Source organism: Allobosea sp. NPDC003192, from assembly GCF_050275675.1.
Classification (GTDB): Bacteria; Pseudomonadota; Alphaproteobacteria; order Rhizobiales; family Beijerinckiaceae; genus Allobosea.
Genome location: NZ_JBNNPK010000019.1, coordinates 20,278 through 34,237, shown reverse-complemented (window position 1 = coordinate 34,237; position 13,960 = coordinate 20,278). Strand labels below are relative to the sequence as shown.

General features: G+C 67.9%; 12 protein-coding genes. 4 read left to right on the top strand and 8 right to left on the bottom strand.

What is annotated here, in order from left to right; all coding sequences use genetic code 11:
* Nucleotides 1-26 precede the first annotated feature (26 nt).
* A complete protein-coding gene (locus ACQKLX_RS22530) occupies nucleotides 27-1,130 on the top strand; it encodes a DUF2218 domain-containing protein (protein ID WP_427363794.1) in 1,104 nt (367 codons plus the stop codon).
* 1 nt (nucleotide 1,131) lies between these two features.
* Here ACQKLX_RS22530 and ACQKLX_RS22525 read toward each other — a convergent pair whose 3' ends face one another.
* The 8 genes from ACQKLX_RS22525 to ACQKLX_RS22490 form a co-directional block, all read right to left on the bottom strand.
* Nucleotides 1,132-2,391 carry an NAD(P)/FAD-dependent oxidoreductase gene (locus ACQKLX_RS22525; RefSeq protein ID WP_427363793.1) on the bottom strand — a complete coding sequence of 420 codons (1,260 nt, stop codon included), beginning with the start codon at nucleotides 2,389-2,391 and terminating at the stop codon, nucleotides 1,132-1,134.
* 22 nt (nucleotides 2,392-2,413) lie between these two features.
* On the bottom strand, nucleotides 2,414-3,043 hold the full coding sequence (locus ACQKLX_RS22520; protein ID WP_427363792.1) for a Rossmann-fold NAD(P)-binding domain-containing protein: 630 nt from the start codon (nucleotides 3,041-3,043) through the stop codon (nucleotides 2,414-2,416).
* Between the two features lie 63 nt (nucleotides 3,044-3,106).
* The gene (locus ACQKLX_RS22515; RefSeq protein WP_427363791.1) at nucleotides 3,107-3,979 is read right to left on the bottom strand and encodes an alpha/beta hydrolase family protein; all 873 of its coding nucleotides are present in this window, start codon (nucleotides 3,977-3,979) and stop codon (nucleotides 3,107-3,109) included.
* The gene (locus ACQKLX_RS22510) at nucleotides 3,976-4,983 is read right to left on the bottom strand and encodes an ABC transporter ATP-binding protein (protein ID WP_427363790.1); all 1,008 of its coding nucleotides are present in this window, start codon (nucleotides 4,981-4,983) and stop codon (nucleotides 3,976-3,978) included. Before ACQKLX_RS22510 ends, ACQKLX_RS22515 begins: the two co-directional genes overlap by 4 nt.
* Nucleotides 4,980-5,963, bottom strand: coding sequence for an ABC transporter ATP-binding protein (locus ACQKLX_RS22505; protein ID WP_427363789.1), 984 nt, complete (start codon nucleotides 5,961-5,963; stop codon nucleotides 4,980-4,982). Before ACQKLX_RS22505 ends, ACQKLX_RS22510 begins: the two co-directional genes overlap by 4 nt.
* On the bottom strand, nucleotides 5,960-6,868 hold the full coding sequence (locus tag ACQKLX_RS22500) for an ABC transporter permease (protein ID WP_427363788.1): 909 nt from the start codon (nucleotides 6,866-6,868) through the stop codon (nucleotides 5,960-5,962). Before ACQKLX_RS22500 ends, ACQKLX_RS22505 begins: the two co-directional genes overlap by 4 nt.
* The gene (locus ACQKLX_RS22495) at nucleotides 6,865-7,842 is read right to left on the bottom strand and encodes an ABC transporter permease (protein ID WP_427363787.1); all 978 of its coding nucleotides are present in this window, start codon (nucleotides 7,840-7,842) and stop codon (nucleotides 6,865-6,867) included. The genes ACQKLX_RS22500 and ACQKLX_RS22495 overlap by 4 nt, the downstream gene beginning before the upstream one ends.
* Nucleotides 7,843-7,872: 30 nt before the next feature.
* Entirely contained in the window at nucleotides 7,873-9,483 is a 1,611-nt protein-coding gene (locus ACQKLX_RS22490; RefSeq protein WP_427363786.1) for an ABC transporter substrate-binding protein, read from the bottom strand.
* A 97-nt stretch (nucleotides 9,484-9,580) separates the two neighbouring features.
* Between ACQKLX_RS22490 and ACQKLX_RS22485 the strand changes: the two genes are divergently transcribed.
* The 3 genes from ACQKLX_RS22485 (at nucleotide 9,581) to ACQKLX_RS22475 (ending at nucleotide 13,955) form a co-directional block, all read left to right on the top strand.
* The gene (locus tag ACQKLX_RS22485; protein ID WP_427363785.1) at nucleotides 9,581-10,453 is read left to right on the top strand and encodes a MurR/RpiR family transcriptional regulator; all 873 of its coding nucleotides are present in this window, start codon (nucleotides 9,581-9,583) and stop codon (nucleotides 10,451-10,453) included.
* 131 nt (nucleotides 10,454-10,584) lie between these two features.
* On the top strand, nucleotides 10,585-13,413 hold the full coding sequence (locus tag ACQKLX_RS22480) for a xanthine dehydrogenase family protein molybdopterin-binding subunit (protein WP_427363784.1): 2,829 nt from the start codon (nucleotides 10,585-10,587) through the stop codon (nucleotides 13,411-13,413).
* Nucleotides 13,410-13,955: a (2Fe-2S)-binding protein gene (locus ACQKLX_RS22475; protein ID WP_427363783.1), complete on the top strand. Its 546-nt coding sequence runs from the start codon at nucleotides 13,410-13,412 to the stop codon at nucleotides 13,953-13,955. The genes ACQKLX_RS22480 and ACQKLX_RS22475 overlap by 4 nt, the downstream gene beginning before the upstream one ends.
* Nucleotides 13,956-13,960: the final 5 nt, after the last annotated feature.

Here is a 13,960-nt window from a genome sequence, read left to right as displayed (position 1 = left end):
GACCAGGCAACGACAGGACCACCCCGATGACCATGCTTCGCGCCGCAGCGCGCATCACCCTGCCTGATCCCGTCGCCGTGCTGCGCCCGCTCTGCGAACACCTCGTCGAGCATGAGGCTGAGGTGAGCGAGGCCGACGGTGTGACGACGATCCTGTTCGGCGACAGCAGGGCCGAGCTGAGGACGGAGCCGGGTTCGCTGTCCGTCGTGATCGAAGCGCCCGATCTCGCCCGGCTGCAAGGCAGCAAGTTCGCGATCGCGAGCCATGCCGTCGAGTTCGCGCCGGAGGGCGCCGCGCTGACGATCCGCTGGAGCGGCGACGGCGCCGAGCCGATGCTGCCGCCGGATTTCCGTGTGCTGACCGTGACCGGCGTCGAGCAGCTGACGCCGCGTATGCGGCGCATCCGCTTCCGCGGCGGGGAGCTTGCCCGCTACGATTCGCTGGAGGCGCTGCATGTGCGCCTGTTCATTCCGCCGGCGGGTCTTGCCGAGCCGGTCTGGCCGATGATCGGCGCCGACGGCCTGCTGCAATCGCCGCCAGCTGAGCAGCGGCCCGCGATCCGCAAATACACGGTCCGCGAGATCGATGCGGCGGCCGGCACGCTCGCCATCGATTTCGTGCTGCATGATGATGCCGGGCCGGGCTCGGCCTTCGCGGCGCGCGTGCAGGCCGGTGACCGTATCGGCATGGCCGGGCCGGGCGGGCGCGGCCTGAAGCACGCCGAGCGCTATCTCTTCCTCGCCGACGAAACCGGTCTGCCGGCACTTGCTCGCATGCTGGAGAACCTGCCGATGAGTGCGACCGGGCTGGCGCTGGTCGAGATCGCCGATGCCGCCGAGCGCCAGCCTCTGGCCATGCCGGATGGGGTCAGCCTGCGCTGGCTCCATCGCGACGGCGCCGCGCCGGGTTCGACCAGCCTGCTGACGGATGCCCTGGCAACGCTGGACTGGCCGGCGGGCGAGGGCAGCCTCTATCTCTGGGCCGCATGCGAGCACGCTGCCTTCCGCGAAATCCGTGCGGCGGCGCGTCAGTACCTGCGCCCCGAGATCGATGCGCATCTGGTCGTCAGCTACTGGCGCGCAGGGGTCTCCGAAGAGCAGCACGCGGCGGAGAAGCGCAAGGCAGCCTAGATCAGCCCGCGAAGCGAGTGGCCGCGAACGGCGCGGGATCGCAGAACGGCGCCTGGCCGGTCATCATCTCGGCCAGCAATCGCCCGGTCGCGGGACCGAGCGTGAAGCCGTGATGGGCGTGGCCGAAAGCGAGCCAGAGGCCACGATGCCGCGTCGCCGGGCCGATGATCGGCAGCATGTCCGGCAGACAGGGCCGGGCGCCGCGCCAGGGTTCGGCATCGAGGCGCTGGCCCAGCGGCATGATCCGGCGGGCGACGTGTTCGGCCTGGTCGAGCTGCCAGGAATCAGATGGGGCGTCACGCGCCGCAAGCTCGATGCCGGTGGTCAGGCGGATGCCGCGCGTCATCGAGGTCAGCACGAAGCCGGCCTGAACGTCGCAGAGCGGGTGGCACAGGGCAGCTCCCTCGGCGGTTGCGTAATGCATGTGGTAGCCGCGCTTGAAGGCGAGCGGAAAGCGATAGCCGAGCCGCCCGCAGAGATCGTTCGACCACGGTCCCAGCGCGACGACAGCCTCTGTCGCTTGCCAGGTCTCGACGCCGGCCGGCAGTCGCCAGCCGGAACCGTCATGCTGCAGAGCGCTGGCGTCGGCGTGCAGAAACTGGCCGCCGCGCGTAGTGAAGAGGGCGGCATAGGCGCGCGTCACCGCGCCGGGATCGCTGACGGTCACCGGATCGCGCCAATGCACCGCGCCGGCGATGATGCCTGGCAGCAGTCCCGGCTCGCGTGCCCGCAATGCGGCTTCGTCGAGCAGATCGTAGGCGAGGTTGTAGGACGTGAGCTCTTCCGCGGCTCTCGCGGCGTCCTGGAAGCTCCGGCGGGTGCGGTAGAGCTCGATCCAGCCCTCGCCGCGCATCAGCGCCTCGGTGCCGGCGGCTTTGGTCAAGTGGCGATGCTCGTCGATGCAGCGCTCGATCAGCGGCAGGATGGCGCGCCCCAGCTGGTCGAGCCGGCCGGGCGCCGAGTGCCACCAATAGCGCGCCAGCCAGGGCGCCATCCGCAGCAGCGTCACAGGCCGATAGCGCACGGCGATCGAGCGGTTCGAGGCGAAGGTGAGAAGCGTCGCAAGGCTGCGCGGGAAGGCATAGGGGATGACCGAGGCACGCTCGATCAGCCCGGCATTGCCATAGCTGGTCTCGGCGCCGGGTTCGCTGCGGTCGACCAGCAGGACTTTGCGGCCGCGTTCCTGCAGATGGAGAGCCGTGCTGACGCCGACGATGCCGGCCCCGAGCACGATTACATCGGTCTGTCGTCCCGTCGTCATCACCCGCCCTTGCCGCTCTCGCTCAGACCAGTTCTGCCGAGCCGACGACATGTGTCCCCGGCCTGCCGGCGATGGCGGCCTCGATCATGGTGGCGGCGATGCGCCCGGCAGGGTTAATGCGCCAGGCGCGCGGTAGCACCGGGCGGAGGATGCCGATCATGACCAGTGCGGCGCGTTCGGCCGGACGGCTCTCGCTGCGCTCGCCGCCGATCAGACCCGGCCTGACAAAGGTGAGCGAGGCGAAGTCGAGGCTGGCGAGGTCACGCTCCAGCTCGCCCTTCACCCGGTTGTAGAAGATGCGCGAGCCCGGATTGGCCCCGAGCGCCGAATTCAGCACGAAACTCGGCGTCCCGTGCCGGCTGGCGAGCCGGGCGACGGCAAGCTGATAGTCGTGATCGACCCGCCGGAAGGCGTCCTGCGAACCGGCCTTGCCGATGGTCGTGCCGAGCGCGCAGATCGCGGCATCGGCGGCCCACCACGGCGCTTCCTCGGGCAGCGCCTCGAAATCGACGGTGGGTGCCAGCAGCTTCGGATGGGCCGGCAGGGCGCGGCGCGTTGGAGCGATCACTGCATCGATGCGCGGATCGGCGAGCGCCTGCGCCAGCACATGGCTGCCGACCAGACCTGTCGCACCCGCCAGCAGCAGCTTCATCGCGATCTGCCTCCACCATGCCCGCAGGTGAGATGTCGCAGATCGGGCTTGGCCGGTCGAGCCTCAGGCGACTGCCGTCGCCTCCGGCTTCAGCTCCTCGACCGACGGGATGCGGCCTTCATACCACCAGGCAGCGGCGGCGCGCGACATCGCCGCGCCGTCATGGCCGATGCCGGGCACGGTGATCAGCGTCCAGTTGCAGGGCAGGCCGCGGCGGGCTGCTTCCGCCCTGGCGAAGTCGAGCATGAAATGGGCGCGGGCATAACGCATCGGCCCCTGCGCCAGCGCTTCTGGCTGCGCCGGCAGGTTGGGATCATCCGTGACGATGTCCTGGTCGCCGGCGAAGATCACCATCGGCCAGGCGATCCAGCGCTTGAGTTCCGCCTCGCCGAGGCCGAGCCCGCCGAGCCCTTCCGGAAAGCGCCGCTCCAGCGTCGGCAGCGTGTACCAGCCGGAATTGGCGGGGAACGCGACCTCGTAAGGCGTCTCGCTCTGCGTCGCCAGCAGGCGATGGACGAACTGGCCACCGGCGGAATGGCCGAACAGCTTGACCTTGTCGCGCGTGGTGACGCCGGCCTGGCGCAACGCCGCCAGTACGCGGGCCGGCACGGCGTAGAGCCAGTCGTCGGAAGCGGCGATCGTGCCATCCTCTCCGACGACGAGGCCGTTATTGTAGCCCTCGGCCTGGGGAAAGTGTCCGTTGCCGAAGGTCGGCGCGACGATCAGCAGATTGTGCTTCTCGGCGGCCTCGATCCAGAAGTCGCGGTAGTCGTCGCCATTACGCAGCATGCCGTGCTGCACGAACACGACTTCATCCTCGGGACGATGACGAGCCGGCCGGTAGAAATTGATCTCCAGCGGTCGCTCCGGATGGCGGGCGTCGATGAAGGGTAGTGTGCTGCGGCCCTGCGGCGGATCGAGAGTGAGCGTGGTCATGCGGCTTTCGCTGTCGTGTGCAGGTGGCAGGCGGCGCTGCGGCCGGGCGCGATCTCCTGGAGATCCGGGCGGACCTCGCGGCAGATCGCCATGGCGTGCTCGCAGCGCGGATGGAACGGGCAGCCGGAGGGCGGCGAAAGCGGCGAGGGCAACTCGCCCTTGAGCGGCTGGAAGCTGCTCTTGCGCCGCGCCGCCGAGGGGATCGCCTTGATCAGGGCAGCGCTATAGGGATGCGCCGGCTCGGCGAAGATCGCGGTCGCGCTGCCGATCTCGACGATGCGGCCGAGATACATGATCGCGACGCGGTCGCTGATATGGCGGACGAGGCCGAGATCATGGCTGACGAAGAGATAGGTCAGCCCGTGCCGCTCGCGCACATCCATGAACAGGTTGATCACCTGCGCCTGGATCGAGACGTCGAGCGCCGAGACCGGCTCATCGCAGACCAGGAAATCCGGCTTCACCGCGAGCGCCCGGGCGATGCCGATGCGCTGGCGCTGGCCGCCGGAGAACTGGTGCGGGTAGCGCTCGCGATAGGCGAGATCGAGCCCGACTTCGCTGAGCGCCCGGTCGACCGCGCCGTCGATTTCCGCCTTCGGCACGAGCTTGTGGACCGAAAGCGCCTCGCCGACGATCCGGCTCACCCGCATGCGCGGATCGAGCGAGGCGTAGGGGTCCTGGAAGATCATCTGCACCTTCAGCAGATAATCGAGCCGGTCCTTGCCCTTCAGCGCCGCGGCCGAGCGCCCCTTGTAGAAGACCTCGCCCTCCGTCGGCGGCAGGATACCGGTGGCGATGCGCGCCAAAGTCGACTTGCCGCAACCGGACTCGCCGACGAGGCCGAGTACCTCGCCCTTGCGGACGCTGAGATCGACGCCGTCAACCGCCTTCAGGGTGGAGGGCGGCGCGTGCCGGCCGATCGCGGTCAGGATGCGCTCGGCCATATTGGCCTTGCCGCGGAAATATTTGCGGACGCCGCGCAACTCGAACAGGGTCTCGCTCATGCCGCCACCTGATCCGGCACGGGGTTGTGGCAGCGCAGGGTCCGGCCGTCATGGGCTTGCGGCTGCGGATCGCTCTCGGCGCAGACCGGCAGCGCCCGCTCGCAGCGCGGCCGGAACGGGCAGCCGGAGGGCCGCGAGTCGATGCGCGGCGCCATGCCGTCTATCTGGTGCAGGCGCTCGCCGGGCTCGACCATGGTGGCGGAGGAGTTGAGCAGGCCGAGCGTATAAGGATGGCGCGGCCGGTCGAGCACAGTCTCGACCTCGCCGATCTCGACGATGCGGCCGGCATACATCACCGCCACCCGGTCGGCGAGTTCGGCCACGACCGCGAGGTCATGGGTGATCCAGATCACCGCGGCGCCGCTATCGCGCGAGAGCTTCTGCACCTCGTAGAGGATCTGCGCCTGGATGGTGACGTCGAGCGCCGTGGTCGGCTCGTCGGCGATGATCAGATCGGGATCGTTCAGAAGCGCGGTCGCGATCGCGACGCGCTGGCGCATGCCGCCCGAGAATTCGTGCGGGTACTGCTTGAGGCGCGCCTCCGGCGAGGAGATACCGACGCGGGCCAGCGCCTTGGCGGCTTTCTCTAGCGCTTCCTGCCGGCTGCAGGCGCGATGCTCCAGAATAGCCTCGCTCATCTGCTCGCCGATGCTGAGCACCGGGTTCAGCGTCATCAGCGGGTCCTGGAAGATCATCGCGATCCGGTCGCCGCGCAATTGCCGCAGCCGCTCCTGCGAGGCGGCGCGCAGATCGTTGCCGTCGAACAGGACTTCGCCCGCCACGACCTCGCCCGGCGGGTCGATCAGCTGCACCAGCGAGAAGCCGGTGACCGACTTGCCCGAGCCGGATTCGCCGACGAGGCCGAGCACCTCGCCCTTGGCGACGGAGAAATCCACGCCGTCGACCGCCGGCCAGGCGCCGTCCTGCGCATGGAACACGGTCTTGAGGCCGCGCACGGAAAGGAGGGGAGCCTCGCTCATGCACGCACGTTGAAGCTGCGGCGCAGGCGATCGCCGACGAGGTTGAGCGACATGATCAGGAGCACGAGCGCGATGCCGGGGAAGACGGCGATCCAGTATTCGCCGGAGAGCAGGAATTCGAAGCCGTTGGCGATGAGCAGGCCGAGCGAGGGCTGCGTCACCGGCACGCCGACGCCGAGGAAGGACAGCGTCGCCTCCAGCGTGATCGCGGAGGCGATGCTGATGCTGGCGACGACGAGCACGGCGCCGACCGAGTTCGGCAGCAGATGCGCCAGCATGATGTGGCGGGTCGGCAGGCCGAAGTTCACGGCTGCCTCGATATACTCCTTGCGCCGCTCGACCAGCGCCGCCGCCCGCATTAGGCGAGCATATTGCGCCCATTGCACCAGCACGATGGCGAGGATGACCTTGTCGACACCGCGTCCGATCGAGGCGAGCAGCACCAGCGCGACCAGGATCGAGGGGAAGCCGAGCATGAAGTCGACGATGCGCATGATCACGGCGTCGACCACGCCGCCGAACTGCGCCGCGGCGAGCCCGGCGAGGATGCCGATCGAGAGCGCGCCGATGGTCGAGGCGAGGCCGACGAGCAGGCTGGTGCGCAGCCCGTAGAGGATGGCGCTCAGCATGTCGCGGCCCTGCGCGTCGCTGCCGAGCCAGAAGGTGAAGCCGCTCATGCCTTGCTCGCCCGGGGCCAGCCGGTTGTCCATGACGCTGAGCGAGCCGAGATCATGCGGGTTCTGCGGCGTGATGAATGGAGCGAGCAAGGCGAGCGCCACCATGATGCCGAGCAGGATCGCGGCGCCGCGCGTCGTCGGGCGGTTGCGCAGATGACGCAGCACCTTTTCGCGCAGGGGCGTGTCGGCCTGGATGGGGCCGGCGAGGCGGGGAGCGTCGAGGCTCATGCCTGCTCTCCGGCGAGCTTCACCCGCGGGTCGAGCGCGGCATAGAGCACGTCGACCAGGAAGTTGACGGTGACGAAGAGCAGCGTCGCCAAGAGGACGTAGGCGACGACCACCGGGCGATCGAGCTGGTAGACCGAATCGATCAGCAGCTTGCCCATGCCGGGCCAGGCGAAGACCGTCTCGGTGATGGTCGAGAAGGCGACGAGGCTGCCGAATTCGACACCGACGACGGTGACGACCGGGATCAGGATGTTGCGCAGGATATGCCGGTTGACGATGCGCCTGGGGCGCACGCCCTTGGCGCGGGCGTATTTCACATAGTCCAGCGTCATCGTCTCGGTGGTGCCGGCCGCGACGAGCCGGATGATCAGAGCAAGGTTCGGGATCGCCAGGTTGAGCGCGGGCAAGGCGATGTGCTGCAACCCGTCCAAGGTCAAAAGGCTGGTCTGGACGCCGAGGAGCGAGACCGTCTCGCCGCGCCCTGCCGTCGGCAGCCAGCCGAGCCAGACGGCGAAGAGCAGGATCAGCATCATGCCCTTCCAGAAGCTCGGCAGCGAGAAGCCGAGCACGGTGCTGGCGATCACGATGCGGGCGCTCCGGCTGTCGGGATTGAGGCCCGCCATCAGGCCGAGCGGGATGCCGGCGGCGAGCGCTAGCGTCATCGCCAGCAGCACCAGTTCGAAGGTCGCCGGCAAACGCTGCAGGATCAGCTGCAGCGCGGGGACGCCATGGACGAAGGAGCGGCCGAGATCGCCCTTCAGCGCATTGGCCATGAAGGTCAGATATTGCTGCCAGACCGGCAGGTCGAGCCCGAGGCGGCGGATCAGCGCCTCGCGCTCGGCTGCGCTGGCCGAGGGCGAGACCAGGAGTTCGATCGGGTCTCCGATGCCATAGACGGCAAGGAAGACCACGACCGAGACCGCGAGCAGCACGAGCACGCTCTGGATCAGACGCTGCAGGACGAAGGCGGTCATGCGCCGAACCTCGGTGAAGTGATCGCCGGCTTACTTCGCCGGCTTCACCGACATGGCGAGCATGAACTGGTCGGCGCGGCCGGTGACGGCGAGTTCGGCCTTATGGGCCCAGATGCCGCTCTCGAAGTGGAGCGGGATGAAGGCGCCATCGTCGAGGACGAGCTTCATCGCCTGCTGCAGCAGCTCGGCGCGCTTCTTGTCGTCGAGCGTCGAGACCGCGGCGCGGATGACCTTGTCGAACTCGTCGTTCTTGTAGCCGCCATAGTTCGAGCCACCGAGGGTCTTGGCCTCGTTCGGGGTCGGCGGCCACTGGCGCAGGAAGGAGGCGGCCTCACCGGTCGCCGAACCCCAGCCGCCGATCGCGACGCTGAATTCCTTCTTGGCGCGGCGCGGGAAGTAGATCGCGCGGGTCATCGCGTCGACCTCGGCCTTGATGCCGATCTGGGTCAGATACTGCGCGACCGCCTGGGTGATCTGGCTGTCGTTGATGTAGCGGTCATTGGTCGAGGACAGCGTCAGCTGGAAGCCGTTGGGATAGCCGGCCTCGGCCAGCAGCTTCTTGGCCGCGGCCGGGTCGTAGGCGAGCTTGGGCGGGTTCGGCAGCGTGCCGAACATGCCCGTCGGCAGGTACTGGTAGGCCGGCTCGGCGGCTCCATCCATGATGCGCTTGACGATCGCCTCGCGGTCGATGGCGAGCGACATCGCCTTGCGCACGCGGGCATCCTTGAGCGGGTTCTTGCCGTCGGGGGCCTTGACGAAGGGGCTCTCGTCGCGGGCGACGTCGAGCTGGAAATAGACCACGCGGGTCGAGGGCGTGATGACTGAGCCGAAGCGCTTGTCGCTTTTGATGCGGGCAAGGTCGCGCGCCGCAGGGTTCTCGATCACGTCATAGTCGCCGGCGAGCAGGCCGGCGAGGCGCGGGCCGGCATTGGTCACCGGCAGGAAGCGCACGGCGGCCCAGGGCTGCTGGCCACCCCAGTAGTCCGGGTTGCGCTCGAGTTCGATCGCCGATCCCCGCACATAGGACTTCAGCTTGTACGGCCCGGTGCCGATCGCCATCGTGCCGTCGTTGAAGTTGTTGACCGCCGGCCAGGGGCCGGTGACGCCGCAATTGCTGGCGATGTCGTACTTGATCTCGCCATGCTGGACGATCGAGGCGGAGAGGATCGGCAGGCCCGAGAGCAGGTTCGGCAGCAGAGGCTCCGGCTCCTTGGTCTCGATCACCAGCGTGCTGGTGTCGGGCGTCTCGACCTTGGCGAAATTGCCGGTGATGTCGGCGAAGGAATCGGAGACCTTGGTCTCGTTCTTCAGCGTGCGGCAGAAGGTGAAGACCACGTCCTGCGCGCCGAAGGGCTGGCCATTGGTGAACTTGACGCCCTGGCGCAGCTTGAAGGTCCAGCGGTTCTTGCCGTCGTTCTCCCAGGAGGTAGCGAGGCCGGGCTGCAGCGCCTGCTTCTCATCTTGCCGCACGAGGTTGTCGAAGATGTGCTGGGCGAGCGCGTTGTTGGGGGTGAGGTCGTGATAATGCGGGTCGACCGCGGTCGGCTCGGAGGCGAGCGCGATGCGCAGGGTTTGCGCCATGGCGGGCGCGCTCAGCATGCTGGCGCCGAGCAGAAGGGTGATGAATGCGCGCTGACGCATCGGTCGGTCTCCGTTCCCGTAGCTGGTGATTTTGACAGCTTTATTTTCACGCGGTAGCAAACATGAAAATGATCCGACGTCAATCAGCGGGAAAGCCATGTCACGCGCCCTGAAGCCGACGACGGACCTCGCCAATCGCATCGCCCGGATCTACCCCTCGCTGAGTGAGGGCCATCGCAAGGCGGCCGATTTCGTGCTGCAGAGCCCGCTCGACTCGGCGACGGTGACGATCGAGGGCCTGGCCGAAAAGAGCGGCACCTCGACCGCGACCGTGACCCGTTTCGTCCGGGCGCTGGGCTATCGCAATTATGGCGACTTCCGTGCCGCCTTGTCGACGGCGTTGAAGGTCGCGCTCGCACCCGTGGAAGGCCTCGCCGACGCCCGCGCGGCGGCTGGTTCGGTCTTCGCCACGATGGCGACGACGCTGAAAGGCGAGGCCGCCAATCTCGACGAAGCGATCGCGACGCTGGAGGAGGCGACGGTCAACCGCACCATCGGCCTGATGCTGAAGGCGCGCCGCATCTTCATCGTCGGCTCCGGCGCGAGCCATTATGTCGGGGCCTTCCTCGAGGATGGGCTGGCGCTCTATCTCGATGCCGAGGTCGTCTTCGCCTCCTCGCGCGGCGGGCCCGAGCGCGCCGTCCGCCATATGCTCTCGGCCGGGCCGCAGGACGTCGTCGTCGCGATCTCGCTGCCGCGCTATTCGCGTGCCACGCTGGAGCTCGCCAAGTTCGCCAAGAAGCGCGGCGCCGTGCTGATCGCGCTGACCGATGGGCCGTCATCGCCGCTGGTGCCGCTGGCCGACATGACCTTCTTCGCCCCCGCCCGCAACAGCTTCCTGCCGAACTCGCCGACCGCGGCCTTCGCAGTGGCCGACGCGCTGATCACCACGCTGGCGCGCGAGCGTCCGGATGCGGTCGAGGCGCTGAAGGGCCTGAGCGAAAGCCTGCTCTGGACCTTCCATTATTAGGTACCCGCCCGCGGCGATCGTCTCTCCGCGCAACCTGCCCGAGCAACAATCCCGTATACGCGCGCACTCTCTGCTTTTAGACTGATTCGTAGAAGCGAGATGTGCTCGCAAGAAGGCGGGGGAGGTTGCGCGTGAAGACGCAGCTATCGCGCAGAAACTTCCTCAAGGCCGGCGGCATCGCCGGTATCGCCATCAAGGTTTCGCTGCTGCCTGCGGTCACCCAGGCGGAACTGATCGAGACGCCGCCGCGGCCCGGCGCCGACTGGTTGGCCGGTGGCAAGCCGAAATACCGGCTCGACGCCATCGCCAAGGTCACCGGCGGCAAGACCTTCACCCGCGATTACCGCGCCCGTGATCTCGAGGGCTGGCCGAAGGAGCAGGCGCACGCCTTCATGCTGCATGCGACGCGGGTCGACCGCGTCTTCGACGGCGTCGACCTCTCTCTGCTCGGCGACGAGCTCAAGCCCGACCGGCTGGTGCTGCAGGAGGACCTTATCGCCGACGGCGTCGCGATGCCGGCGCCCTGGCCGGGCTTCTATGGCGACGTCTTCTTCGTGCCGAAGGGCCAGACCGCGCGCCTGCTCGGACAGCCTGTCGCCATGCTGATCTATCACGACTTCGCCCGCTATGACGCCGCCAAGCGCAAGCTGCGCTTCAACAACAAGGTCGTGCGCTATGGCGTCGAGGGCCCCTCGACCACGCCCGGCCCCTATGGCGCGGCGCGCTATGTCCGGATCGACGGTGGCAACCCCGATGCCGAGGACCGCTATTCGGCACTGAAGGACACGACGATCCGCGCCGGCTTCAAGGGGACCGAGCCGCAATGGCCCGCCGCCGGAGACGGCGACGCGATGGCGCGCGGCATGGCGGCGGCGGCCGAGATCGAGCGCGAGATCGCCAATGCCGGCGATGACGTGCTGGTGCTGCGGCGCTCCTACTCGACCCAGTCCGCCGACGCCTCCGCGATGGAGGCCGACAACGGCAATGTCTGGTACGAGCGCGGCACCGGCGTGCTGCACGCGCTGATCGCGACGCAGTCGCCGCACGAGGTCGCCGAGATGGCGGCGCAGATGCTGGCGAAGTCGAAGTTCCCGCTCGGGAGCATCGACCTCAGGATCGGCTATACCGTCGGCTACGGCACCAAGGACCACGCGCTCTTCCCGTTCTTCTGCGTGCTCGCCGGGCTCTATTGCGAGGGTCGGCCGGTCCGGCTCGCCAATGACCGCTATGAGCAGTTCCAGACCGCGCTGAAGCGCCATGCCTTCCAGATGGAGAAGGTCATGGTGATCGATCGCAAGACCGGCAAGTTCCGGGCGATGACCGGGCGCTACCAGAACGATGGCGGTGGACGGGAGAACTTCTCGGTCTCGGTCGGCACGGTCGGCGCGACGGCGGCGCAGTCGATCTACTATCTGCCGAAGAGCGATTTCTCAGCGGCGATCCTATCCTCGCGCGCGGTCGATGCCGGTTCGATGCGCGGCTATGGCACGCTGCAGACCATGGCGGCGACCGAGATGATGGTCGACGAGGCGGCCGAGGCGCTCGGTCTCGACCCGATGGAGTTCCGGAAGCGCAATGCGCTGAAGTCGGGGATGAAGAACTCGCAGGGCGCGATCCCCTCCGGCGCGCTGCGCCATGACGAAATCCTGGCCAAGGCGGAAAAGCATCCGCTCTGGGTGAACCGGCAGAGGCGCAAAGCCGAATTCGAAACTGCCAACCCCGGCAAGAAATACGGCGTCGGCTACGGCCATGTGCACAAGGATTACGGCACCGGCGCGGAGGCTGCGCTCTGCGCGCTCGAGTTCGATGCGAGCGGTCGGCTGAAGCTGTCGCATGTCGCGCATGAGATCGGCACGGGCGCAACGACGTCGCAGGCGGTGATGGCCGCGGCCATCCTCGGCAAGCAGCCCGACGAGACCGTGTTCGGCAAGGTGCGCTGGCCGCAGATGCCGCTCGAGACCACCGACGAGCCCTATACGCTGTCGCAGGAGGAAGAAGACAAGCGGATGGCCAATCCGCGCTGGACGCCGAGCTTCACCTCGCCGATGAGCGCCTCCAACAGCGTCTATTATCTCGGCCATGCGACGCGCGAGGCAGCTCGCATCCTGGTCGATCTGACGATCTGGCCGGCTGCGCGCTCGCTCTGGTCGCGCGGCATCGGCGGCGGCCAGATCGCGCCGGAGGCTGTGCGGCGCGAGGATCTGCGCGTCAGCAATGGCGGGATCACGGCGGCGGCAATGCAGCCCCTGCCCTTCGCCGAGGTCGCGGCCGAAGCACACCGGCTCGGCCTCGTCACCGGCATCACCGTGCACAGCTTCAACCGTTGGCAATGGGCGGAAGCCGAGTTCGAGTTGCCGGGTACCGGGCGGCGGCGCTTTCCCATCGATGCGCTGGCGCTGAAATATGGCGATGGTGCGCCGGCCGAGCGCAAGGCGCTGATGACTGAAGGCGGCTGGCATTTCGTCGAGCGCGCCGCGGTCTCCTACCCGCCGGCGCAGCGCAACAATGCCGGCGTCACCTATTACGCGCCGATGGCGACGCTCGCCGAGATCGTCGTCGACACCGGCAGCGGCGAGGTCAGCCTGCTGTCGCACCACTCCATCCTCGAATGCGGCAACCAGATCGTGCCGGATCTGGTCTCCGGCCAGATTCAGGGCGGGCTCGCCATGGGCATCGGGCACGCCCTCAAGGAGTACCTGCCGCTCTATGAGGACGGGCCGGGCGACGGCACCTGGAACTGGAACCGCTACGAGTTGCCGACCTCCGGAGATGTCGCGGTCTGGAAGCAGACGGCCGAAGTGCTGCCCCCGCTCTCCGACACCGACCCACCCAAGGGCATGGCCGAGGTGGTGATGATCGCAGTGGTGCCGGCAATCGTGAACGGCGTCGCCCATGCCATCGGCAAGCGCTTCTACACCCTGCCGCTGACGCCCGAGAGGATCAGGGAGGCGCTGGCATGACGGTTCCGACCAAGCAGCTCTCCCTGACCATCAACGACAAGGCCGTCGGACCGATCGACGTGCCCGAGACGATGATGATGCAGGACTTCCTCTATGAGTACCTGAACCTCACTGGCTCGCGCATGGGCTGCGGCCAGGGCATCTGCCATGCCTGCACCGTGGTGCTGGAGAAGGCCGACGGCTCGCTGGAGGAGATGCGGACATGCATCACCGGCGCGCACTGGTTCGCCGGGCGCAAGGTCAGGACCGTCGAGGGCCAAGCCAAGCGCGACGCCAATGGCGCGATCACCGAGCTCTCGCCGGTTCAGCAGGCCTTCATCGAGCATTTCTCCTTCCAGTGCGGCTATTGCACGCCGGGCTTCGTCACCGGGGCGACGGTGCTGCTCGACCAGCTTAAGCGCAACCCGGTGAAGCGCGAGGCGCTGGAGCAGGTGATCAGCGAGGCGCTCGACCACCATCTCTGCCGCTGCACCGGCTATGTCCGCTATTTCGAGGCGGTGCGCGATCTCGCCCTCAAAACTCCCGGCTTGGTGAAGGCGTAACGCTG